Origin of the sequence: Pseudomonas sp. FR229a (assembly GCF_030209115.1) — a bacterium.
In the GTDB taxonomy this organism is placed as follows: Bacteria; Pseudomonadota; Gammaproteobacteria; order Pseudomonadales; family Pseudomonadaceae; genus Aquipseudomonas; species Aquipseudomonas moraviensis_A.
Genome location: NZ_JARVSP010000007.1, coordinates 35,293 through 57,324, shown reverse-complemented (window position 1 = coordinate 57,324; position 22,032 = coordinate 35,293). Strand labels below are relative to the sequence as shown.

The following is a 22,032-nucleotide window of genomic DNA, read 5'->3' as shown; positions in this document are numbered from 1 at the left end:
AGACTCCTAAATATCCCGTTCAGAGGCACGCGCGGCCTCGTATAATGCGCGACATTATGGGCGGTCTGACCTCGCCTGCAACCTTTCCAGGAACGTGCTTAATGCTCAAGGCGCTGCGTTTTTTCGGCTGGCCACTGTTGGCCGGTGTGCTTATCGCTCTGTTGATTATTCAGCGTTACCCCGAGTGGGTCGGGCTACCGAGCCTCGACGTCAATCTGCAACAGGCGCCACAGACAACGATCGTGCAACAGGGGCCGGTGTCCTATGCGGATGCGGTAGGTATCGCCGCACCGTCGGTGGTCAACCTGTACACCACCAAGGTCATCAACAAACCGGCGCATCCTCTGTTCGAGGATCCGCAGTTCCGCCGCTTCTTCGGTGACAACTCGCCGAAACAGAAGCGCATGGAATCGAGCCTCGGTTCCGGGGTGATCATGAGCCCGGAGGGCTACATTCTCACCAACAACCACGTCACCAGCGGCGCCGACCAGATTGTCGTGGCGCTCAAGGATGGTCGCGAGACGCTGGCACGGGTGATCGGCAGCGACCCGGAAACCGACCTCGCGGTGTTGAAAATCGACCTGAAAAACCTCCCGGCGATCACCGTCGGCCGCTCCGACAGCATTCGCATCGGCGACGTCGCGCTGGCCATCGGCAACCCGTTCGGCGTCGGCCAGACCGTGACCATGGGCATCATCAGCGCCACCGGGCGTAATCAGTTGGGCCTGAACAATTACGAAGACTTCATCCAGACCGACGCGGCGATCAACCCGGGCAACTCCGGCGGTGCGCTGGTCGATGCCAATGGCAACCTCACTGGCATCAACACGGCGATCTTCTCCAAGTCGGGCGGCTCGCAAGGCATCGGATTTGCTATTCCGGTGAAACTGGCGATGGAAGTCATGAAGTCGATCATCGAGCACGGTCAGGTGATCCGTGGCTGGCTGGGCATCGAAGTGCAACCGCTGACCCAGGAACTGGCCGAGTCGTTTGGCTTGTCCGGACGTCCGGGAATTGTCGTCGCGGGGATTTTCCGTGACGGCCCGGCGCAGAAAGCCGGCCTGCAGCTGGGCGATGTGATTCTGAGTATCGATGGCGAACCGGCCGGCGATGGTCGCCGTTCGATGAACCAGGTGGCGCGGATCAAACCGACTGACAAGGTGACGATCCAGGTCATGCGCAACGGCAAGGAGCTGAAGCTGAGCGCTGAAATCGGCCTGCGTCCACCGCCGGCACCAGTGAAAGAAAAAGAAGAGTAGAAATGTTTTCGCGCCAGCGGCGCGAATAACAGACATTCTCAACGGGCATGTTATATTGTTTCAATTCTGATAATTGGAACAACATAACATGTCGTCTCGAAAAAAGGCTTCGCTGCTGGGCCTGACCCTGGGTTTTCTCTGCGATCCCGCATTCGCCGATGAACCGCAGCCCGTTGAGTTGGAAGCCATCAGCGTCACCTCCGACTATGAGTCTCCTACCGGCCCGGTCAGCGGCTATCGCGCGACTCGCTCCGCCAGTGCGACCAAAACCGACACGGCAATTCGCGATATCCCGCAAGCCATCAGCGTGGTCCCGGCCAGCGTGCTTTCGGATCTGGGCAGTGCCAGCGTTGAACGCGCGCTGGATTTCGCTGGCGGGGTATCGAAACAGAACAACTTCGGCGGCCTGACCCTGTACGAATACAGCGTGCGCGGCTTCACCACGTCCGAGTTCTACAAGGATGGCTTCAGCGCGAATCGCGGCTACCCGAGCACGCCGGATGCGGCCAACATCGAACGCATCGAAGTGCTCAAAGGCCCGGCCGCCAGCCTCTACGGTCGAGGCGATCCCGGCGGCACGGTGAACATCGTCACCAAGAAACCCCAGCCGCAAGCGTTCACCACTCTACAAACCAGCGCCGGTAGTTGGGACCGCTATCGCACCGCGCTGGACGTCAATACGCCCCTCGATGAACAGGGCGACGTACTCTCGCGCATCAATCTCGCCGTCGAGGACAACCACAGCTTTCGCGATCACGTCGACAGCCAGCGGGTCTTCGTCGCGCCCTCGATCAGTTGGCAGTTGAACCCGGACACCTCGCTGCTGGTGGAAAGCGAAATCGTTCGTCACAACTCGACGTTCGATCGCGGCGTGGTGGCGCCCAACAATAAATGGAGCGGCGTATCGCGTTCGACGTTCCTGGGCGAACCCAACGACGGCAATATCGACAACCACAACAACCTGCTTCAGGCCACGCTTGAGCACCATCTGAACGACAATTGGAAACTGCGTCTGGCCAGCCACTACAAGGAAGGCAAGCTCTGGGGCGACGCCTCGGAACAACGCGCGCTGAACGCCGACGGCCACACGGTCAACCGCCGCTTGCGCGAACGCGATACGAATTGGCACGACAGCATCACCCAACTGGAACTGCGCGGTCTGTTCGACCTCGGCCCGTGGCAGCATGAATTGCTGGTGGGCACCGAGTACGAGAATTACCGCAAGGACGAACGCGTCACCACCGTCGCCGGCGGCCCCTACGCCATCGACATCTATAAGCCGCTCTACGGCCAGCCAAAACCCAACGGTGCGCGCTCGGGCACTGACTTCTTCGAACACGTCGAAAGCCATGCGTTGAACCTGCTGGACCAGATCATCTTCACCGACAAGCTGCGCGGCATGCTCGGTGCGCGCTTCGAGCACTTCGATCAGCGCATCGACGACCACAGCCGTAACGCCAAGAGCCAGCAGCGCCACGACGCGCTGACCCAACGCGCCGGCCTGCTCTATCAACTCACGCCGAACACTGGCCTGTTCGCCAACGCCTCGACCTCGTTCAAACCGAACAACGGGCTGGATGCTTCGGGCAAATCCTTCGATCCGGAAGAAGGCGTCGGTTACGAAGTGGGGATCAAGAACGAACTGTTCGATGAGCGTGTGAGCAGCACCCTCGCCTTCTTCCACATCGACAAGGAAAACGTCCTCGCCCTCGATCCGGGCACCGACACCAGCCGCGCCATGGGCAAGGCGCGAAGCCGGGGTTTCGATTGGCAATTGAGCGGCCAGGTGACCGACGCGGTGCGGGTCATCGGCGCCTTCGCCTACATCGACGCCGAGGTGACCAAGGGTGACGCGACCATTCCCGCCGGCAGCCGCGTCCTCGGCGTGGCCAAGCGCAGCGGCAGTCTGCTGGGTGTGTATGAATTTCAGGATGGCCGTCTGCGCGGTTCAGACGTCGGCGCAGCGTTCACTTACGTCGGCGATCGCTCGGGCGAGTCAGGCAGCGACTTCGAATTGCCGGCCTACCAGACCGTCGACCTGCTTGCGCACTACAAGGCCAGCGACAACGTCACGGTCGGCCTGAACCTGAACAACATCTTCGACGAGAAATACTACGAGCGCTCCTACAGCAACTACTGGGTCAACCCCGGCGAACCGCGCAATTTCACCGTCAGCCTGACACTCAACCTGTAAAAGGACGTCACCATGCACTACGGCAAACCCCTTCTGCTCATCGCTGCGCTGTTCGCAGGCCAGGTTTCGGCCCACGGCCTGTGGACAGAGGAACGGCGCGGCAATATCGAAGTGATCTACGGCCACGGCGCCGAAGACAACGCCTTCAAGGCGCAGAAAATCAGCGGTGCCTGGGCTTATGACGCGGGCGGCAAGATGATCCCGGTCAGCGTCGAGCGCCTGGCTGATCATGCTCGGCTGAAACCGTTGAAGCCGCCGGCAGTGATGGCCGTAGCGCTGAACAATGGCATGTGGTCGCAGACGGCGGACAAGAAGTGGATCAACGAAGGACGCAGCAAAGTGCCCGGCGCCACCGAGGCCACACAAACGTTCAAGTACAGCCTGGCGATTTATCAACCGGGGGCAAAGTTGCCGAAGCTGGATCAAATCAAACTGCTGATCCTGCCGGAGGTCGATCCGCTGACGGTAGGGCCGGGCAAATCGTTGCCGGTACGGGTGTTGCTCGATGGTAAACCGGCGGTGGGGGTGAAGTTGTACGGCGACTATCGCAGCGCGCCGAATACGCTGAGCACCGAGACCGATAAGGATGGGCGTGCGCAGGTGCTGGTGAGGAATGAGGGATTGAATGTGATTGCGGCGCAGGTTGAAGTGCCGGTGAAGGACAGTGTGGATGTGGATAGTCGAGGGCTGTTCAGTTCACTGACGTTCCTTGGCGAGCCGCATCACGAATAAAAAGCGCCCCTCACCCCAGCCCTCTCCCGGGGGAGAGGGAGCCGACCGAGTTATCTTGCGGGATACATCGACCTGAAAGAGCGAGTCGATTATGGATTCGGTGAAGCAAATTAAGGTCGGCGTACCTCAGTAATATCACCCGATCAGTCCCCTCTCCCTTTGGGAGAGGGTTAGGGTGAGGGGCTTTTTGCTTTTAGAGGTCGCCCAGTCCATCGATGAGTGCCTGATTCTGCTCTGGCGTGCCCACCGATATCCGCAGGAACTGCGCAATCCGCTCCTGTTTGAAGTGCCGTACGATCACGCCCTGCTCGCGCAACTTGGCCGCCAGCCCCGCCGCGTCATGCTGGGTGTGAGGCAAAAATGAAAGTCGGACGCTGAAGGCAGCACTTCAAAACCTCCGAGGGGGCATCGCGTAATCACTGGTGCATTCAACTGCTTCCTAAAACAAACAGGACTAAAACAAAAAAATATAAAAGACTGTCATTTATGACAGTGGCCATTCCCGTGCGAGATCAATACCCTCTTCACTTCCAAAGGAGATAGGAAGAGAAGAAAAATGGCTAACAAAAGTTTAAGAAAAATCGCAAACTCGGACTTTATCCGGTATCGAATCGATAATGGCGCGCCGGTAGAGTACTCGCTAGTAGTTATGCATAGCTTCCCTATTGGCGGCGGGTTCATATGGGGCTTTTACAAGGGAGACAGCATCACCATTGGCTACCCGGTACAGGTAGAGGATGGAGATAACAAGAAACTGTTTCGGAATGATTTCCCGGAGGATTATCACCCTACTTGGGAAGTAACTCTTAACTATACGAATTATTCTGCAGATAAGGGACGCCTGGAAATAACTTTTGCCGACAACTTCAAGTCGGCAAAAGGAGTTTTTCAATTTGAAACAGCAGATCAGCACACAATTTCAGGGAGCTTTGAAATTACCACGACTGACTCATAATCCATCAAGATCAAGAGCCTGATCGAATTCCTGTTCTATGTAGCAAGAACAGGAATCCCCTAATCCGCACATATTTTATAAATCGCCAAGCCCATCGATCAACGCCTGATTCTGCTCCGGCGTGCCAATCGAAATCCGCAGGAACTGCGCAATCCGCTCTTGTTTGAAGTGCCGTACGATCACGCCCTGCTCGCGCAGTTTCGCAGCCAGCCCCGCCGCATCATGCTGCGGGTGCCGGGCGAAGATGAAGTTCGCCGCCGACGGCAGGACTTCAAAGCCCTTGGCCTGCAATTGCGCAACGACCCAATCGCGACTCTCGATCACCTGACGACAGGTCTCGTCGAAATATTCGCGATCTTCAAACGCCGCCGCCGCACCGACAATCGCCAGACGATCCAGCGGATAGGAGTTGAAGCTGTTCTTGATCCGCTCCAGCGCCTCGATCAGATCCGGATGCCCTACCGCCAGACCGACACGCAGACCGGCCAGCGAGCGGGACTTGGACAATGTCTGTGTCACCAGCAGGTTCGGATAGCGGTCCACCAGACTGATCGCGGTTTCGCCGCCGAAGTCGATGTAGGCCTCGTCCACCACGACCACCGAATCCGGGCTGGCCTTGAGGATTTGCTCGACGGCGTCCAGCGCCAGCAGGCAGCCGGTCGGGGCGTTCGGGTTGGGGAAAATGATCCCGCCGTTCGGCTTGGCGTAGTCCGCCGGGTTGATCTGGAATTGCGCATCCAGCGGCACCGCGTCGAACTCAATTCCATAGAGCCCACAATAGACCGGATAGAAGCTGTAGCTGATATCCGGGAACAGCAGCGGCTGATCGTGTTGCAGCAGACCGTGGAAAATGTGCGCGAGCACTTCGTCCGAACCGTTGCCGAGGAACACCTGACTGGTTTGCACGCCGTAGTATTCGGCCACGGCGTTTTTCAGCAGGTCACTGTTCGGGTCCGGGTACAGGCGCAGGTTGTCGTTGAGCTCGGCTTGCATCGCCGCCAATGCTTTTGGCGACGGGCCGTAGGGGTTTTCGTTGGTGTTGAGCTTGACCAGTCTGGTCAGCTTCGGCTGTTCGCCCGGTACGTACGGCACCAGATCCTTGACGAACGGGCTCCAGAATTTACTCATGCTCATTCCCCCTGCTCTTTCAGAAAGTCTTCATCTTTGATGCGGTATTCGGCGCTACGCGCGTGGGCGCTAAGCGATTCGCCACGGGCCAGTACCGATGCAGTCTTGCCCAGCTCCGAAGCACCGGCCTCGGAGCAGAAGATGATCGAAGAACGTTTCTGGAAGTCGTAAACCCCCAGCGGCGAGGAGAAACGCGCAGTGCCCGAAGTCGGCAAGACGTGGTTCGGGCCGGCGCAGTAGTCGCCCAGCGCTTCGGAGGTGTGGCGGCCCATGAAGATCGCGCCAGCGTGACGGATCTGCGGCAGCCAGGCTTGCGGATCAGCGACCGACAACTCCAGGTGTTCCGGCGCGATGCGGTTGGCGACTTCGATGGCCTGCGCCATGTCGCTCACCTGGATTAGCGCGCCACGGCCATTGATCGAGGTCTCGATGATGGTTGCGCGGTCCATGGTCGGCAGCAGTTTGTCGATGCTCGCGGCGACCTTGTCGAGGAACTCGGCGTCGGGGCTGACCAGAATCGCTTGCGCGTCTTCATCGTGCTCGGCCTGGGAGAACAGGTCCATGGCGATCCAGTCCGGATCGGTCTGGCCGTCGCAGACCACAAGGATTTCCGAAGGGCCGGCGATCATGTCGATACCGACCTGGCCGAACACGTGGCGCTTGGCGGTGGCGACGTAGATGTTGCCCGGGCCGACGACTTTGTCGACTCGCGGCACGCTTTCAGTGCCGTACGCCAGCGCAGCAACCGCTTGCGCACCGCCGATGGTGAACACCCGGTCGACACCGGCGATGCAGGCAGCGGCCAGCACCAGTTCGTTGAGCTCACCGCGCGGGGTCGGCACGACCATGACCACTTCGGTCACGCCGGCAACCTTGGCCGGAATCGCATTCATCAACACCGACGACGGATACGACGCTTTGCCACCCGGCACATACAGGCCGGCACGATCCAGCGGCGTGACTTTCTGGCCGAGCACCGTGCCGTCGGCTTCGGTGTAGCTCCAGGAATCCTGCTTCTGCTTTTCGTGATAGCTGCGCACCCGGGCGGCGGCTTTTTCCAGTGCTTCGCGCTGCGGCACCGTAATGCGGGTCAGGGCCAGTTCGAGGCGCTCGCGCGGCAGGATCAGGTCGGCCATCGAGGCGACTTCGAGGCCATCGAACTTTTGGGTGAACTCGACCAGCGCCGCGTCACCGCGCTCGCGCACAGCCTTGATGATGTCCAGCACGCGCTGATTGACCGAGTCGTCAGACACACTTTCCCAGCTCAGCAGATGATCCAGATGATGCGCGAAATCCGGGTCAGCAGCGTTGAGTCGGCGAATTGCAGTGGTTGCGGTCATAGCGAGAGCCTCATAGGAATGGCAAATAACTCAGGCGCCCGAAACTAGCATTCGATCCGCTTGGGCACCTGAGAATTCTGGCTATGAGGCGGATAGACGGCGCGGCCTTGGGCCACGCAGGTAGATCAGCCGCGGTGTCGCGATTCCACTGCGTTGCGCAGGGTGTCGATCAACGCCTGGATTCGGGCGTGCTGCATTTTCATTGAAGCCTTGTTGACCACCAGGCGCGAGCTGATCGTGGCGATCAGTTCCTGTGGCTCCAGGCCGTTGGCGCGCAGGGTATTGCCGGTGTCGACCACGTCGATGATCTTGTCGGCCAGACCAATCAGCGGCGCCAGTTCCATCGAGCCGTACAGCTTGATGATGTCGACCTGACGGCCCTGCTCGGCGTAGTAACGCTTGGCAACATTGACGAACTTGGTCGCCACGCGCAGACGGCCCTTGGGCTCGGCCGCGCCGATCTTGCCGGCGGTCATCAGCTTGCACTGCGCGATCTGCAGGTCCAGCGGCTCGTACAGCCCCTGGCCGCTGTATTCCATCAGCACGTCCTTACCGGCGACGCCGAGGTCGGCCGCGCCATGCTCGACATACGTCGGCACGTCGGTGGCGCGCACGATCAGCAGACGCACGTCGTCCTGGGTCGTGGGGATGATCAGCTTGCGGCTCTTGTCCGGATTCTCGGTCGGCACGATGCCCGCTTCAGCGAGAAGCGGCAGTGTGTCGTCAAGGATGCGGCCCTTGGACAGTGCGATGGTCAACATGGGAAACGTCAGTCCTTATCAAGGTACTCATGCCCGGTCGCAATCGGCGCCGGACACACATCGAGGGTGCGCACACCCTCGACTCGAAACGAATTCAGTGGACACATCCGTGTGTCCCGATGCAGCGATCAGCCCGGAACGCGACGGATCTTGGCGCCGAGCATCTGCAGTTTTTCTTCGATGCACTCGTAACCACGGTCTATGTGGTAGATGCGGTCGATCAGCGTGTCGCCTTCGGCCATCAGTGCCGAGATCACCAGACTGGCCGAAGCCCGCAGGTCGGTGGCCATCACAGGCGCGCCCTTGAGGATTTCGGTACCGGTGACGATCGCGGTGTTGCCTTCGACCTGGATCTTGGCGCCCATGCGGTGCAGTTCGTACACGTGCATGAAGCGGTTTTCGAAGATCGTCTCGATCACCGCACCGGTGCCTTCGGCAATGGCGTTGAGCGAGATGAACTGTGCCTGCATGTCGGTCGGGAACGCCGGGTACGGCGCGGTGCGCACGTTGACCGCTTTCGGGCGCTTGCCGTGCATGTTCAGCTCGATCCAGTCTTCACCGCAGGTGATTTCCGCGCCGGCTTCACGCAGCTTTTCCAGCACCGCTTCGAGGATGGTCGGATCGGTGTCCTTGACCTTGACGCGGCCACCGGTGACGGCTGCAGCAACCAGGTAGGTGCCGGTTTCGATACGGTCAGGCATGACCTTGTAGAAAGCCGAACCCAGACGCTCGACGCCATCGATGGTGATGGTGTCGGTGCCGGCGCCGGAAACCTTGGCGCCCATGGCGTTGAGGAAATTCGCCAGGTCAACCACTTCAGGCTCGCGGGCGGCGTTCTGCAACACGCTGCGACCTTTGGCCAGTGCTGCGGCCATCATGATGTTTTCGGTACCGGTCACGCTGACGGTGTCGAAGAAGAAGTGCGCGCCGCGCAGGCCACCTTCAGGCGCCTTGGCCTTGATGTAGCCGCCTTCGACGTCGATGACCGCGCCCATGGCTTCGAGACCACGGATGTGCAGGTCGACCGGACGCGAACCGATGGCGCAACCGCCCGGCAGTGCGACTTCGGCCTCACCGAAACGCGCGACCATCGGGCCCAGTACGAGGATCGACGCACGCATGGTTTTCACCAGCTCGTACGGCGCGATCAGAGTCTTGATGGTGCGCGGGTCGATTTCGACGCTGAGCTTCTCGTCGATCACAGGCTCGATGCCCATGCGCCCGAACAGCTCGATCATGGTGGTGATGTCGTGCAGGTGCGGCAGGTTGCCAACGGTCACCGGGCCATCGCACAGCAGGGTCGCGGCCAGGATCGGCAGGGCAGAGTTCTTTGCCCCGGAAATGCGGATCTCGCCATCAAGACGAGCGCCACCGGTAATAATCAATTTATCCATTAGTATCTCGACGCCCTAGGGCTCAGGTGCGCTCGGCCCAGGCCGCGCTGCTGAAAAATTTCATAGTGACCGCATGGATGCTGCCATCGGTGATCCATGGGTTCAAATGGGCATAGACCTGCTGCTGACGCTTCACCGGGCTCAACGCCGCCAGTTCATCGCTGATCACGTTCAGCTGGAAGTTGCAGCCTTCGCCTTCAACTTCTACCAGCGTTCCTGGCAGCTTTCCTTCAAGGAAGCTCTTCACTTCTACGGCCTGCATGCTCAACCTCAATCGGCGCCCTGTGCGCACGGGTCGGACATCATACAAAAAAGCCCCGCGCCTGCGAACCCCGCAACGCAGGACTCTGACGGGGGGCTTCTTTATAGATGAGGGTTCAGGGGTGCGCCAACAGCTCGGTCAACTCGCTGACCTGAGCGATTTCGCGCATGTCTTCGGGCATCGCGCGGATGCTGACGGCCTTGCCGGCCGCCTGAGCATCACGCATGAAGCACAGCAGCAACGACAGGCCGACACTGCTGGACTTCTGCACCGCCGAACAATCGATGACCAGCGCCGACGCCTTGCTCGACTTGATCAGCGCCTGCCCTTCCTTGCGCAGGTCAGGCCCGGTGCGGTAATCCAGCACGCCGCTGAGTACCAATTCGTCGACATCACTCATCCGTACTGCCGCCTCACTCATTGGGCTGGCTTCGCGGCGGCTTTGTCGGTTTCCTGCTTGGCCTTGGCCACTTCACCGGCCCAGCCATCGATGGTCTTGTCCAGATCGTTGCCATTGCGCTGCATGGCGTCGGCGAACTGGTCACGGAACAGCTTGCCGATGTTGATGCCGTTGATGATCACGTTGCGCAGCTTCCACTCGCCATTGATCTTCTCAAGGGTGTACTGCACTGGATAGATCGCGCCGTTGCTGCCCTTGACGGTCATGTTGACGCTGGTGCGGTCGCCCGATTCGTCTTTGGCCGGGTCAACGGTGATGCCCTGGTTGTTGTATTCCAGCAGAGCGTTGCCGTAGAACTGGAACAGACCGCGCTTGAAGTTTTCCTGGAAGCGCTGCATCTGCGCAGGCGTGGCCTTGCGCGAATACTTCACGGTCATGATGCTTTTGGAGATGCCCTCGGCATCCACCACGGGACCGACGATGCTGTTCAGCGCCGCATAGAAATCCTGCGGATCCTGCTTGTACTTCTCTTTATTGGCCTGCAAATCGGCAAGCATCCGGTTCGTGGTGTCCTGAATCAGGTCATGAGCCGATTGTCCCGGTACAGCGTTAGCCATCAACGGCAGGGCCGCGAGCAACACCAACAGGCCACGTCGCAAGATAGAGATCATTCAAAAGCTCCTCATTTGGCGTCTTTGCTAACGGTATTGAGCAGGAATTTACCGATCAGGTCTTCCAGTACCAGTGACGACTGCGTGTCATGGATGGTTCCACCGTCTTTCAACTGAGTGTCTTCACCGCCGACGCTGATACCGATGTATTTCTCGCCCAGCAGGCCCGCGGTGAGGATAGACGCAGTCGAATCAACCGGCAGGTTGTCGACCTTTTTATCCACCTGCAGCGTGACCCGACCGGTGAAACTGTCGCGATCCAGATCGATGGCGGTGACCTTGCCGATGGTCACACCGGCCATGGTCACTTTGGCTCTGACCGTCAGACCGGCGATATTGTCGAAATAGGCATACAACTTATAGGTGTCGGTGGACGAAGTCGGAGACAGGCCGCTGACGCGCAAGGCGAGCAGCAGCAAAGCCAGGATCCCTGCCAGCAGGAACAGGCCGACACCGATTTCCAGGGTGCGGTTTTGCATCAGAAATCTCCAAACATCAAAGCGGTCAGAATAAAGTCCAGACCGAGCACTGCCAGCGAGGCAAACACCACGGTCTTGGTGGTGGCACGACTGATTCCCTCGGAAGTGGGTTCACAGTCATAGCCTTGGAATACGGCGATCCAGGTCACGACGAAAGCGAAAACGACACTCTTGATCACGCCGTTGAGCACGTCACTGGTGAAGGTCACGCTGTTCTGCATGTTCGCCCAGTAGGAGCCTTCGTAGACGCCCAGCCAGTCGACCGCAACCCACGAACCGCCCCAGATGCCGACGACACTGAAGATCATCGCCAGCACCGGCAGGGAAATGAACCCGGCCCACAGGCGCGGGGCAATGATGTACTTGAGCGGATCGACACCGATCATTTCCAGGCTGGACAACTGCTCGGTGGATTTCATGTTGCCGATCTCGGCGGTCAATGCCGAACCGGCGCGACCGGCAAACAGCAACGCCGTGACCACCGGCCCCAGTTCACGCAGCAACGTCAGGGCGACCATCTGCCCCACCGCCTGCTCTGAACCATAGCTGGAAAGAATGCTGAAGCCCTGCAGCGCGAGCACCATGCCGATGAAAATGCCGGAGACCACGATGATCACCAGCGACATGACGCCGACCGAGTGCAGCTGCTTGACCAACAGGCCGAAACCACCGCTGATACCGCCACGGCCCAGCAGGGCGTGAAACAGGAACAGGGTCGCCCGACCAAACACCGCGACCGCGTCGATCGCCGATTCGCCGAACCGACGCACGCGTTCCATCAATGAAATTCTGCGCATCAGCGCTTCCCCAGAAGATCTGCGCGGTAATCCGTCGCTGGAAAATGGTACGGCACCGGACCATCGGGATCGCCGGTCATGAACTGGCGGATACGCGGCTCATCCGAATTCATCAGCTCATCCGGCGTGCCCTGCCCCAGCACCTGACCATCGCCCACTACATAAATGTAATCGGCAATGCTCGCGGTCTCCGCCAGATCGTGGGACACCACGATACTGGTGATGCCCAGTGCATCGTTGAGCAAACGAATCAGGCGCACCAGTACGCCCATGGCGATCGGGTCCTGGCCCACGAAAGGCTCGTCGTACATGAGAATCTGCGGATCGAGGGCAATCGCCCGGGCCAGCGCGACGCGGCGCTTCATGCCGCCGGACAGCTCGTCCGGCATCAGTTCGATGGCACCGCGCAGCCCCACGGCCTGCAACTTGAGCAGGACGATGTCGCGGATCATGTCTTCCGGCAGTTGCGTGTGAACCCGCAGCGGAAAGGCCACGTTCTCGAACACATCGAGGTCGGTGAACAGCGCACCGCTCTGAAACAGCACGCCCATGTGCTTGCGCGCATCGAACAGATCGCTGCGCGACAGCGTCGGCAGGTTCTGCCCGTTGACCCAGACTTCGCCGCTGGACGGGCGCAACTGCGCGCCCATCAGACGCAGCAGCGTGGTCTTGCCGCAGCCGGAAGGCCCCATGATGCCGGTGACCTTGCCGCGCGGGATGCGGATATCGACGTTATTGAAAATGCTCCGCGCACCGCGCTTGAAGGAGACTCCCTTCAGCTCGACCGCGTAGGCGTTATCGGCACTCATCTAAACTCCTTGCGATGCAGCCTCTCACTGGGATGCCAGACTTTCCTCGGAAACACCTGCATCCCGGGCAGGCCGAACTGGCGGCGAACTATATCACTGCAAAGGCTGAGCGCCCAAGCGAGAACCCGGCCTGAATCGCCGACAGATGAGGGTCGCAGCGACTTTCAGAGGGTTTTGGTAACCAGTAATGACAAAGCACGACGAACTTGCGTGAGGCTTTGCCACATAACCGCTATAATCGCCGCCTTTTCATCGGCCCATACGATTCTGACATGAGCAAAACCCGCGACCTGATTCAATCGGCACAACGCACCATCCGCCTCGAAGTGGAAGCCGTCCAAGGCTTGATGGCCCATATCGACGCCGATTTCGTACGCGCTTGCGAGATGATTCTGGCCAGCAAGGGCCGTGTGGTCGTGGTCGGCATGGGCAAATCCGGGCACATCGGCAACAAGATCGCCGCGACCCTGGCCAGCACCGGCACTCCGGCGTTTTTTGTCCATCCCGCCGAAGCCAGCCATGGCGACATGGGTATGATCACCCGCGACGACGTGATTCTGGCGCTGTCGAACTCCGGCTCGACCAACGAAATCATTACCCTGCTGCCATTGATCAAACGCCTGGGCATCCAGCTGATCAGCGTCACTGGCAACCCGCAGTCGCCGCTGGCGAAGGCTGCCGAGGTCAATCTCAATGTGCACGTTGAGCACGAAGCCTGCCCGTTGAACCTGGCACCGACGTCTTCGACTACCGCAGCGCTGGTCATGGGAGATGCCCTGGCCGTGGCCTTGCTGGAAGCGCGCGGTTTTACCGCCGAAGATTTTGCCTTCTCGCATCCGGGCGGCGCACTTGGCCGGCGCCTGTTGCTGAAAGTGGAAAACGTCATGCACGCCGGGGAGGAACTGCCGCAGGTCCAACGCGGCACCCTGCTCAAGGATGCGCTGATGGAAATGACCCGCAAGGGCCTCGGCATGACCGCTATCCTTGAGGCCGACGGCAAACTCGCCGGGATCTTCACCGACGGTGATCTGCGCCGCACCCTGGACCGCACCATCGACATTCGCAACGCGACCATCGACGAAGTGATGACCGCACATGGCAAAACCGCGCGGCCCGACATGCTTGCCGCCGAAGCCCTGAAAATCATGGAAGACCATCGAATCAGCGCCCTGGTAGTCGTCGACGAGGAGGATCGCCCGATCGGCGCCTTCAACCTCTCCGATCTGCTGCGCGCAGGAGTCATGTAATGAACAACGATCTGCTGCAACGCGGCAAAGCGATCAAACTGGCAGTCTTCGATGTCGACGGTGTACTCACCGACGGTCGGCTGTACTTCCTCGAAGACGGCAGCGAGTTCAAGACTTTCAATACTCTCGACGGCCAGGGCATCAAGATGCTGATGAATGCCGGCGTGCAAACCGCGATCATCAGCGGTCGCAAGACCCCGGTGGTCGAGCGCCGCGCGAAGAATCTCGGCATCCCGCATCTGTTTCAGGGGCGCGAAGACAAATTGGTGGTGCTCGACGGCCTGCTCGCACAACTGGGCCTAAGCTATGAAGAAGTCGCCTATCTGGGCGACGATCTGCCAGACTTGCCGGTAATCCGCCGCGTAGGGCTGGGCATGGCGGTGGCCAACGCTGCCGATTTCGTCCGCGAACACGCCCACGGCGTTACCCGCGCCCGTGGCGGCGAAGGTGCCGCCCGCGAATTCTGCGAATTGATCCTGCGCGCCCAGGGCCGCCTCGAAGCGGCCAACGCCGCGTACCTGTGAGCCAGACCATGTTTAGCAAAAAGTTTCGCAACTTCCTGCTGTTCGGCTGCATCGCGGCGATTTTCGCCGCGGTCGGCTATTGGAACATCAGCCCGGAACGCTTCCTCGACAAGCCGCCGGTCTCGACTGCCGAGAACCCGATCGACTGGTACGCGACCAACACGCACACCATCCAGTACCTGCCCGACGGCAAGGTGCAATACGAGATGACCTCCGACAAGGCCGAGCACGTCAAGGCCACCGATGTCACCCTGGTGACCAAGCCTGATTTGAACATGTATCGCGGCACCGACTTCCCGTGGCACGTGACCAGCGAGCGCGGCGAAGTAAACTCGGGCGGTACCGAAGTGGAATTGATCGATTCGGTCCGCGTACAGCGCACCGATGAGAAAAAGCGCGGCACCCTGATCACCAGCACCCGCATGACGGTGTTCCCGCAGCAGGAATATGCGCAGACTGCGCAACCCGTTAGAATCGAGGGCGCTGGCGGCGTGTCGACTGGCGTCGGAATGAAAGCGTACCTGAAGGACAGCAGGATACACCTGCAATCGAACGTAAGAGGACAGTATGAGGCTCGTTAAAACCCTCCCTATTTTGCTCAGTCTGGGCGCAGCACTGGGAAGCGCGAGCGCCTGGTCCCTGCCGAACGATCAGCAGCAACCTATCCGCATTCAGGCCGACGACGCCCAGCTGGACGACAAGAATGGCATCGCCACCTATAAAGGTGACGTGATCATTACCCAGGGCTCGATGATCGTTAAAGGCAACACGGTGACCATGACTCGCGCGCCCAACGGCGATATCGACGTGGTGACCTCGGTGGGCAACCTGGCTTACTTCGAGCAGTTGCAGACCCAGGGCGACGCCAACCCGGTCAAGGGCTACGGCGTGACGATTCAATACCACGCCCAGCAGAACCGCGTGGTGCTGATCGACAAGGCCAAGGTTATCGACAAGGATAACAACGTCACCCAAGGCGAAAAAATCGTCTACGACACCGTGAAGAAACTGGCCAGCGCCGGTCGCGCCACGGGCAGCAAGGTCACCGAATCGCGTCCGCGCATCGACATGGTGATCCAGCCGAAGAAGAAAACCGAAGAGAAATCCCAGTAATGGCAACTCTGAAAGCTCAGCACCTGGCCAAGGCCTATAAAAGCCGCCAGGTCGTGCGTGACGTCAGTCTGTCGATCGACAGCGGGCAGATCGTCGGCCTGCTCGGCCCGAACGGCGCCGGCAAGACGACCTGCTTCTACATGATCGTCGGCCTGGTGCAGGCCGATCAGGGCCGGGTGCTGATCGATGATCTGGACGTCAGCCACCAGCCGATGCATGGCCGCGCCAAGGCCGGTATCGGCTATCTGCCGCAAGAAGCGTCGATCTTCCGCAAACTGTCGGTCGCCGACAACATCATGGCGATCCTCGAGACCCGTCCTGAACTCGACAAGGCCGGTCGTCGCAAGGAGCTGGAAAGCTTGCTGCAGGAATTCCACATCAGCCACATCCGCGACAACCTCGGCATGAGCCTGTCCGGTGGCGAGCGTCGCCGGGTGGAAATCGCTCGCGCTCTGGCCACTGCGCCGAAATTCATCCTGCTCGACGAACCGTTCGCCGGTGTCGACCCGATCTCGGTCGGCGACATCAAGCAGATCATCCACCACCTCAAGGCCAAGGGCATCGGGGTGCTGATCACCGACCACAACGTCCGTGAGACGCTGGATATCTGCGAAACCGCTTACATCGTCAACGACGGTCAACTGATCGCTGAAGGCGATGCCGAGACCATCCTGGCCAACGATCTGGTCAAGGAAGTGTATCTGGGTCACGAGTTCCGCCTGTAAGCGCGCCAGCGCTGTATCGATTCAAGGCGCATTTATCCGCTTTAATTGTTACAGCGCTCTAGGCAAACACTTCAGTTTCAGGCATATAATTTGCTTAAGTTTGGCGCTTCTGCGCCCTGTAGTGGATGGCGCAAAGCGCCGGCGAATAAGGTGTTAAGCCCCTGCCATGAAACCATCGCTAGTCTTGAGAATGGGCCAGCAGCTGACGATGACACCGCAGCTGCAACAGGCCATCCGCCTGCTCCAATTGTCGACCCTGGACCTGCAACAGGAAATCCAGGAGGCTCTGGAATCCAATCCGATGCTCGAACGCCAGGAAGAAGGCGACGACTTCGATAACGCCGATCCCTTGGCCGACAACGCCGAACAGAAGCCCGCCGAAATCCAGGAACCCTCCTATCAGGAAGCCGCCCCGACGGTGGACAACCTTGAAGATGGCGAATGGAACGAGCGCATCCCCAACGAACTGCCGGTAGACACCGCCTGGGAAGATGTTTATCAGACCAGCGCCAGCAGCCTGCCCAGCAGCGATGACGACGAGTGGGATTTCACCACCCGCACTTCCGCCGGCGAGAGCCTGCAGAGCCATCTGCTCTGGCAACTGAACCTGGCGCCGATGTCCGACACCGATCGCCTGATCGCCGTGACCCTGATCGATTGCATCAACAATCAGGGTTACCTGGACGAAACGCTCGAAGAAATTCTCGAAGCGTTCGACCCGGAACTGGACATCGAGCTCGACGAAATCGAAGCCGTCCTGCATCGCATCCAGCAATTCGAGCCCGCCGGGATCGGCGCACGCAACCTCAGCGAATGCCTGCTGCTGCAATTGCGCCAGCTGCCCGCGAAGACGCCGTGGCTCACCGAGGCCAAACGTCTGGTCGCCGATTACATCGACCTGCTCGGCAGCCGCGATTACAGCCAGTTGATGCGGCGCATGAAGCTCAAGGAAGACGAACTGCGCCAGGTCATCGAACTGGTGCAGAGCCTCAATCCGCGTCCGGGCTCGCAGATCGAATCGACCGAAGCCGAATACGTCATTCCCGATGTGATCGTGCGCAAGGACAACGAGCGCTGGCTGGTGGAACTGAACCAGGAATCGGTGCCACGTTTGCGCGTCAACGCCCAGTACGCCGGTTTTGTGAAGCGTGCCGACACCAGCGCCGACAACACTTTCATGCGCAATCAGTTGCAGGAAGCCCGCTGGTTCATCAAGAGCCTGCAGAGCCGCAACGAAACCCTGATGAAAGTGGCCACGCAGATCGTCGAACATCAGCGCGGTTTCCTCGAATATGGCGACGAAGCGATGAAGCCGCTGGTGCTGCATGACATCGCCGAAGCGGTCGGCATGCACGAGTCGACGATCTCGCGGGTGACCACACAAAAATTCATGCATACCCCGCGCGGTATTTATGAACTGAAATACTTTTTCTCCAGCCACGTCAGCACCTCCGAAGGCGGCGAATGCTCATCCACGGCGATTCGCGCGATCATCAAGAAACTGGTCGCGGCGGAAAATCAGAAAAAGCCGTTGAGTGACAGCAAGATCGCTGGTTTACTGGAGGCACAAGGCATTCAGGTGGCTCGCCGCACCGTCGCCAAGTACCGCGAATCCCTCGGAATCGCGCCTTCGAGCGAACGCAAGCGGTTGATGTAAGCCACGTTACAGCGTTCCAGTGGCAGGCTTTTCGGCCTGCCGCTTTATGCACTGGCAACGAAGGAGAAGCTGTATGCAAGTCAACATCAGTGGACACCAACTGGAAGTGACCCAACCTCTGCGTTCCTACATCGAGGAAAAACTCCAACGACTGGAGCGACATTTCGACAAGATCACCAACGTGCAGGTCACGATGTGCGTCGAAAAACTGCAGCAGAAAATCGAAGCCACCTTGCATATTCCCGGAAAAGAAGTGGTCGCTAACGCAGAAGATACCGACATGTATGCTGCGATCGACTCACTCACCGACAAGCTGGACCGCCAACTCAAAAAGCATAAGGAAAAGACCGAGAGCCTCCTCCAGGGCGCCACCGGTCGTTAACCCCCCTATCCCATGATCCGACTTGAAACCATCCTGACCCCCGGCCGTTCCCAGGTGAACGCGCCGGGCGGCAGCAAGAAAAAAGCCCTCGAGCAGATTGCCAACCTGATCCACCGCGAAGTGCCGGATCTGGCGATGCAGGATGTCTTCGAGGCGCTGATCGCCCGTGAGAAACTCGGCTCCACCGGTTTCGGCAACGGCATCGCCATTCCCCACTGCCGCCTCAAGGGCTGCACGGCGCCGGTCAGCGCGCTGCTGCACCTCGAAGCCCCGATCGATTTCGACGCCATCGACGGCGCCCCGGTGGACCTGCTGTTCGTGCTGCTGGTCCCGGAAGCTGCGACCGATGCGCATCTGGAGTTGCTGCGCCAGATCGCCAGCATGCTTGACCGCAAGGAAGTGCGCGAAAAACTGCGCAGCGCTCCGAGCAACGAGGCCCTGTACCAGGTTGTACTGGACGAGCAGAACGGGCACTAATCATGCGTTTGATCATCGTCAGTGGCCGTTCGGGCTCGGGTAAAAGTACCGCCCTGAATGTCCTTGAAGACAACGGTTACTACTGCATCGACAACCTCCCGGCCGGCTTGCTGCCGGAACTGGCCGAGCGCGCGTTGATCCACACCGAGCTGGCGCAGCCGCTGGTCGCGGTATCGATCGATGCGCGCAACCTGCCGAGCCATCTGTCTCGTTTCCCCGAATTGCTCGAAGACGTGCGGGCCAAGCATATCAAGTGCGATGTGCTCTATCTGGACGCCGACGAAGAAACCCTGCTCAAGCGTTTTTCCGAGACCCGTCGTCGTCACCCGTTGAGCAACGCCAATCGCTCCCTGGCCGAAGCCATCCACGATGAAAGCGCCCTGCTCGGCCCGATCGCCGATCTGGCCGACCTGAAAATCAACACCACCCACCTCAATCTGTATCAACTGCGCGACACCCTGAAGTTACGCCTGTTGAATCAGCCTGAGCCGGGTACGGCGTTCCTGGTCGAATCATTTGGCTTCAAGCGCGGCATGCCGGTCGATGCCGATCTGGTCTTCGACGTCCGCTGCCTGCCCAATCCGTACTGGAAACCGGAGCTGCGTGCGCAGTCGGGTCTCGATGCACCAGTGGCCGAGTACCTGGCGGAACAGCCGGATGTCGAGGAAATGTATCAGGACATCTACGCCTATCTGAACAAGTGGCTGCCCCGTTTCGCAGCCAGCAACCGCGCCTACGTCACCATTGCCATTGGCTGCACCGGCGGGCACCACCGCTCCGTCTACCTGACCGAACGCCTGGGTCAGGCCCTGCAGAAAACCCTGAAGAACGTCCAGGTTCGCCACCGCGACCTCACCTAAAGGATTCACACCGCGATGCCTGCTCGTGAAATCGAAATCATCAATAAGCTGGGCCTGCATGCCCGGGCATCGGCCAAATTTGTCGGCGTGGCCGGCAAGTTTCCGGAGACTACGATAAGAGTCGGCCGCACGCCCGAGACAGCAGTGGACGGTAAAAGCATCATGGCGATGATGATGCTCGCGGCTGGCAAGGGCACCAAAATCCATTTGAGCACCGAAGGCGAACAGGCTCAGGAAGCTATGGACGCCTTGGTCGAACTGATCAACAACTACTTCGACGAAGGCGAATGATCCGCCAATGAGGGAGCTTGCTCCCTCCTCACCTTCATTCAACCCAACGCCGTATCCATCACCATCATCAGACAAAAACCGATCAGCAAGCCAAGACTCGCCAGCTTGTCATGTCCATGCCGGCGCGACTCCGGAATCACTTCGTGAGTCACCACCAGCAACATCGCCCCGGCCGCCAGCGCCAGCCCCAGTGGCAACAGCACTTGAGCCAGACTGACCAGCCACGCGCATAACAACGCGAACACCGGTTCGACCAGCCCTGACGCCGCGCCGATCAGAAAGGCCCTGACCCGCGACATTCCCGCCCCGGCCAGCACCAGTGCAATCACCAGACCTTCCGGCACATCCTGCAACGCGATGCCCATCGCCAGACTGTCGGCATCCGCCATACCGCCACCGGCAGAAACGCCGACCGCCATGCCTTCCGGAATGTTGTGCGCGATGATGGCGAACACGAACAGCCAGATGCGCGGTGGAATCACCGGACGCTCAAGCGTGCCGACGAGCATCTCCGGCGTAGCACCGGAAACCCTGCGATCCACCAGATACAGGCCGAAGGCGCCGAGCAGGATGCCAAAGCAGATCAAACCACTGGCGGCCCACGGCGTCAGGCCAAGACTCTCAGCCGCAGCAATGCCCGGCACGATCAGCGAAAACGCCGTCGCCGCCAGCATCACCCCGGCACCAAATCCCAGCAAGGTGTCGCTGAGTGCCTGCGGCATGCGCCGGATTATCAGCACCGGCACCGCGCCGAGCGCCGTGCCCAAGGCGCAGATAGCGCCGCCCTGCAATGCGCGCAGCAACCTGGGTTCAAGATTCAGCCAGTGCAAACCTTGGGCGACCAGCAGAGCCATCCCCGCCAACAGCAACAGCGAGCCCACCGCGTAACGAAACATCCGCCCGCTGCCAATCGCCAGTGTTTCAGTGCCCATAGTCAGCCTTGGATTGTTTTTATTGAAGGCTCAAACCAGTGCGGCTTGGTAGCGCGCAGCAACTTCCGGCCAGTTGATCACGTTGTAGAACGCGTTGATGTATTCCGGGCGACGGTTCTGGTAGCGCAGGTAGTAGGCGTGCTCCCAGACGTCGAGCCCGAGAATCGGGGTATTGCCGTTCATCAACGGACTGTCCTGGTTGCCACTGCTTTCCACGATGAGCTTTTTCTCCGGGGTCACGCTGAGCCAGGCCCAGCCACTGCCAAAACGAGTCAGCGCGGCTTTGGTGAACACTTCCTTGAAACTGTCCAGTCCGCCCAGTTGCTCGTCGATGGCCCGGGCCAGCTCGCCGTCGGGTTTACCACCACCGTTGGGCACCATCACTTCCCAGAACAGCGAATGATTGGCGTGACCACCGCCCTGGTTGATCACCGCCGCGCGAAGTTTTTCCGGCAGTTGCTGAACGCTGGCGACGAGCTTTTCCACCGGCCACTCGGCAAACTCGGTGCCTTCCACGGCGGCGTTGAGGTTGTTGATGTAGGTCTGGTGATGCTTGGTGTAATGGATCTCCATGGTCTGCGCATCGATGTGCGGCTCGAGGGCATCGTAGGCGTAGGGCAAGGCAGGCAAGGTAAAAGCCATT

26 protein-coding genes and 1 pseudogene are annotated in these 22,032 nt (G+C 59.8%); 14 read left to right on the top strand and 13 right to left on the bottom strand.

The genetic code is table 11. The features are described from left to right. Window positions 1–101 precede the first annotated feature (101 nt). The 3 genes from algW (at window position 102) to QRN33_RS06285 (ending at window position 4,185) form a co-directional block, all read left to right on the top strand. On the top strand, window positions 102–1,259 hold the full coding sequence (algW, locus tag QRN33_RS06295) for a Do family serine endopeptidase AlgW (RefSeq protein ID WP_042608743.1): 1,158 nt from the start codon (window positions 102–104) through the stop codon (window positions 1,257–1,259). 88 nt (window positions 1,260–1,347) lie between these two features. Beyond that, window positions 1,348–3,453 carry a TonB-dependent siderophore receptor gene (locus QRN33_RS06290; RefSeq protein WP_285407595.1) on the top strand — a complete coding sequence of 702 codons (2,106 nt, stop codon included), beginning with the start codon at window positions 1,348–1,350 and terminating at the stop codon, window positions 3,451–3,453. 12 nt (window positions 3,454–3,465) lie between these two features. Beyond that, window positions 3,466–4,185, top strand: coding sequence for a DUF4198 domain-containing protein (locus QRN33_RS06285; RefSeq protein ID WP_285407594.1), 720 nt, complete (start codon window positions 3,466–3,468; stop codon window positions 4,183–4,185). A gap of 193 nt (window positions 4,186–4,378) precedes the next feature. Here QRN33_RS06285 and QRN33_RS06280 read toward each other — a convergent pair. Beyond that, window positions 4,379–4,584: pseudogene (locus QRN33_RS06280) on the bottom strand (aminotransferase class I/II-fold pyridoxal phosphate-dependent enzyme); the annotation flags it as partial. Window positions 4,585–4,741: 157 nt separating this feature from the next. Here QRN33_RS06280 and QRN33_RS06275 point away from each other — a divergent pair. Next, the gene (locus tag QRN33_RS06275) at window positions 4,742–5,140 is read left to right on the top strand and encodes a hypothetical protein (RefSeq protein WP_285407593.1); all 399 of its coding nucleotides are present in this window, start codon (window positions 4,742–4,744) and stop codon (window positions 5,138–5,140) included. 75 nt (window positions 5,141–5,215) lie between these two features. Here QRN33_RS06275 and hisC read toward each other — a convergent pair whose 3' ends face one another. The 10 genes from hisC to QRN33_RS06225 all read right to left on the bottom strand — a co-directional run bounded on the left by hisC (window position 5,216) and on the right by QRN33_RS06225 (window position 13,181). After that, complete coding sequence (gene hisC, locus QRN33_RS06270; RefSeq protein ID WP_042608802.1) at window positions 5,216–6,268, bottom strand: histidinol-phosphate transaminase; 1,053 nt, start codon at window positions 6,266–6,268, stop codon at window positions 5,216–5,218. Window positions 6,269–6,270: 2 nt separating this feature from the next. After that, window positions 6,271–7,608: a histidinol dehydrogenase gene (gene hisD / locus QRN33_RS06265; protein ID WP_042608748.1), complete on the bottom strand. Its 1,338-nt coding sequence runs from the start codon at window positions 7,606–7,608 to the stop codon at window positions 6,271–6,273. A 125-nt stretch (window positions 7,609–7,733) separates the two neighbouring features. Continuing rightward, complete coding sequence (gene hisG / locus QRN33_RS06260; RefSeq protein ID WP_016771668.1) at window positions 7,734–8,369, bottom strand: ATP phosphoribosyltransferase; 636 nt, start codon at window positions 8,367–8,369, stop codon at window positions 7,734–7,736. Window positions 8,370–8,497: 128 nt separating this feature from the next. Then, window positions 8,498–9,763 (bottom strand): UDP-N-acetylglucosamine 1-carboxyvinyltransferase, encoded by a 1,266-nt coding sequence (gene murA, locus QRN33_RS06255; RefSeq protein ID WP_042608749.1) that lies wholly within the window; start codon window positions 9,761–9,763, stop codon window positions 8,498–8,500. 22 nt (window positions 9,764–9,785) lie between these two features. Further along, the gene (locus QRN33_RS06250) at window positions 9,786–10,025 is read right to left on the bottom strand and encodes a BolA family protein (RefSeq protein WP_008085051.1); all 240 of its coding nucleotides are present in this window, start codon (window positions 10,023–10,025) and stop codon (window positions 9,786–9,788) included. Between the two features lie 115 nt (window positions 10,026–10,140). After that, window positions 10,141–10,446, bottom strand: a complete 306-nt coding sequence (locus QRN33_RS06245) for an STAS domain-containing protein (protein WP_039759362.1) — start codon at window positions 10,444–10,446, stop codon at window positions 10,141–10,143. Then, window positions 10,443–11,096 carry an MlaC/ttg2D family ABC transporter substrate-binding protein gene (locus QRN33_RS06240; protein ID WP_252875612.1) on the bottom strand — a complete coding sequence of 218 codons (654 nt, stop codon included), beginning with the start codon at window positions 11,094–11,096 and terminating at the stop codon, window positions 10,443–10,445. The genes QRN33_RS06245 and QRN33_RS06240 overlap by 4 nt, the downstream gene beginning before the upstream one ends. Before the next feature lie 11 nt (window positions 11,097–11,107). Continuing rightward, window positions 11,108–11,575, bottom strand: coding sequence for an outer membrane lipid asymmetry maintenance protein MlaD (gene mlaD, locus QRN33_RS06235; protein WP_016771673.1), 468 nt, complete (start codon window positions 11,573–11,575; stop codon window positions 11,108–11,110). Then, the gene (mlaE, locus tag QRN33_RS06230) at window positions 11,575–12,372 is read right to left on the bottom strand and encodes a lipid asymmetry maintenance ABC transporter permease subunit MlaE (protein WP_042608753.1); all 798 of its coding nucleotides are present in this window, start codon (window positions 12,370–12,372) and stop codon (window positions 11,575–11,577) included. The genes mlaD and mlaE overlap by 1 nt, the downstream gene beginning before the upstream one ends. Then, window positions 12,372–13,181 carry an ATP-binding cassette domain-containing protein gene (locus tag QRN33_RS06225; RefSeq protein WP_039759369.1) on the bottom strand — a complete coding sequence of 270 codons (810 nt, stop codon included), beginning with the start codon at window positions 13,179–13,181 and terminating at the stop codon, window positions 12,372–12,374. Before QRN33_RS06225 ends, mlaE begins: the two co-directional genes overlap by 1 nt. A 272-nt stretch (window positions 13,182–13,453) precedes the next feature. On the opposite strand from QRN33_RS06225, the gene QRN33_RS06220 reads away from it, so the two are divergent. From QRN33_RS06220 to QRN33_RS06175, 10 genes are all read left to right on the top strand, one after another. Next, window positions 13,454–14,428 carry a KpsF/GutQ family sugar-phosphate isomerase gene (locus QRN33_RS06220; RefSeq protein ID WP_042608754.1) on the top strand — a complete coding sequence of 325 codons (975 nt, stop codon included), beginning with the start codon at window positions 13,454–13,456 and terminating at the stop codon, window positions 14,426–14,428. Beyond that, window positions 14,428–14,952 carry a KdsC family phosphatase gene (locus QRN33_RS06215; protein ID WP_042608755.1) on the top strand — a complete coding sequence of 175 codons (525 nt, stop codon included), beginning with the start codon at window positions 14,428–14,430 and terminating at the stop codon, window positions 14,950–14,952. The genes QRN33_RS06220 and QRN33_RS06215 overlap by 1 nt, the downstream gene beginning before the upstream one ends. A gap of 8 nt (window positions 14,953–14,960) precedes the next feature. Next, entirely contained in the window at window positions 14,961–15,533 is a 573-nt protein-coding gene (gene lptC / locus QRN33_RS06210) for an LPS export ABC transporter periplasmic protein LptC (RefSeq protein WP_042608756.1), read from the top strand. After that, complete coding sequence (gene lptA / locus QRN33_RS06205) at window positions 15,520–16,065, top strand: lipopolysaccharide transport periplasmic protein LptA (protein WP_016771679.1); 546 nt, start codon at window positions 15,520–15,522, stop codon at window positions 16,063–16,065. Before lptC ends, lptA begins: the two co-directional genes overlap by 14 nt. Next, complete coding sequence (gene lptB, locus QRN33_RS06200) at window positions 16,065–16,790, top strand: LPS export ABC transporter ATP-binding protein (protein ID WP_024011621.1); 726 nt, start codon at window positions 16,065–16,067, stop codon at window positions 16,788–16,790. The genes lptA and lptB overlap by 1 nt, the downstream gene beginning before the upstream one ends. A gap of 166 nt (window positions 16,791–16,956) precedes the next feature. Then, the gene (locus QRN33_RS06195; RefSeq protein ID WP_042608757.1) at window positions 16,957–18,447 is read left to right on the top strand and encodes an RNA polymerase factor sigma-54; all 1,491 of its coding nucleotides are present in this window, start codon (window positions 16,957–16,959) and stop codon (window positions 18,445–18,447) included. Between the two features lie 73 nt (window positions 18,448–18,520). Then, window positions 18,521–18,829 (top strand): ribosome hibernation-promoting factor, HPF/YfiA family, encoded by a 309-nt coding sequence (gene hpf, locus QRN33_RS06190; RefSeq protein ID WP_042608758.1) that lies wholly within the window; start codon window positions 18,521–18,523, stop codon window positions 18,827–18,829. Between the two features lie 12 nt (window positions 18,830–18,841). Next, window positions 18,842–19,306: a PTS IIA-like nitrogen regulatory protein PtsN gene (gene ptsN, locus QRN33_RS06185; protein ID WP_042608759.1), complete on the top strand. Its 465-nt coding sequence runs from the start codon at window positions 18,842–18,844 to the stop codon at window positions 19,304–19,306. Between the two features lie 2 nt (window positions 19,307–19,308). Further along, window positions 19,309–20,166: an RNase adapter RapZ gene (gene rapZ, locus QRN33_RS06180; RefSeq protein WP_042608760.1), complete on the top strand. Its 858-nt coding sequence runs from the start codon at window positions 19,309–19,311 to the stop codon at window positions 20,164–20,166. Between the two features lie 15 nt (window positions 20,167–20,181). Further along, complete coding sequence (locus QRN33_RS06175) at window positions 20,182–20,457, top strand: HPr family phosphocarrier protein (RefSeq protein WP_123418211.1); 276 nt, start codon at window positions 20,182–20,184, stop codon at window positions 20,455–20,457. Between the two features lie 38 nt (window positions 20,458–20,495). On the opposite strand, the gene QRN33_RS06170 is transcribed toward QRN33_RS06175, so the two are convergent. Both QRN33_RS06170 and QRN33_RS06165 read right to left on the bottom strand, forming a co-directional pair. Further along, on the bottom strand, window positions 20,496–21,389 hold the full coding sequence (locus QRN33_RS06170; protein WP_285407592.1) for a ZIP family metal transporter: 894 nt from the start codon (window positions 21,387–21,389) through the stop codon (window positions 20,496–20,498). A 30-nt stretch (window positions 21,390–21,419) separates the two neighbouring features. Then, window positions 21,420–22,031 carry a superoxide dismutase gene (locus tag QRN33_RS06165; protein WP_285407591.1) on the bottom strand — a complete coding sequence of 204 codons (612 nt, stop codon included), beginning with the start codon at window positions 22,029–22,031 and terminating at the stop codon, window positions 21,420–21,422. Window position 22,032 lies beyond the last annotated feature (1 nt).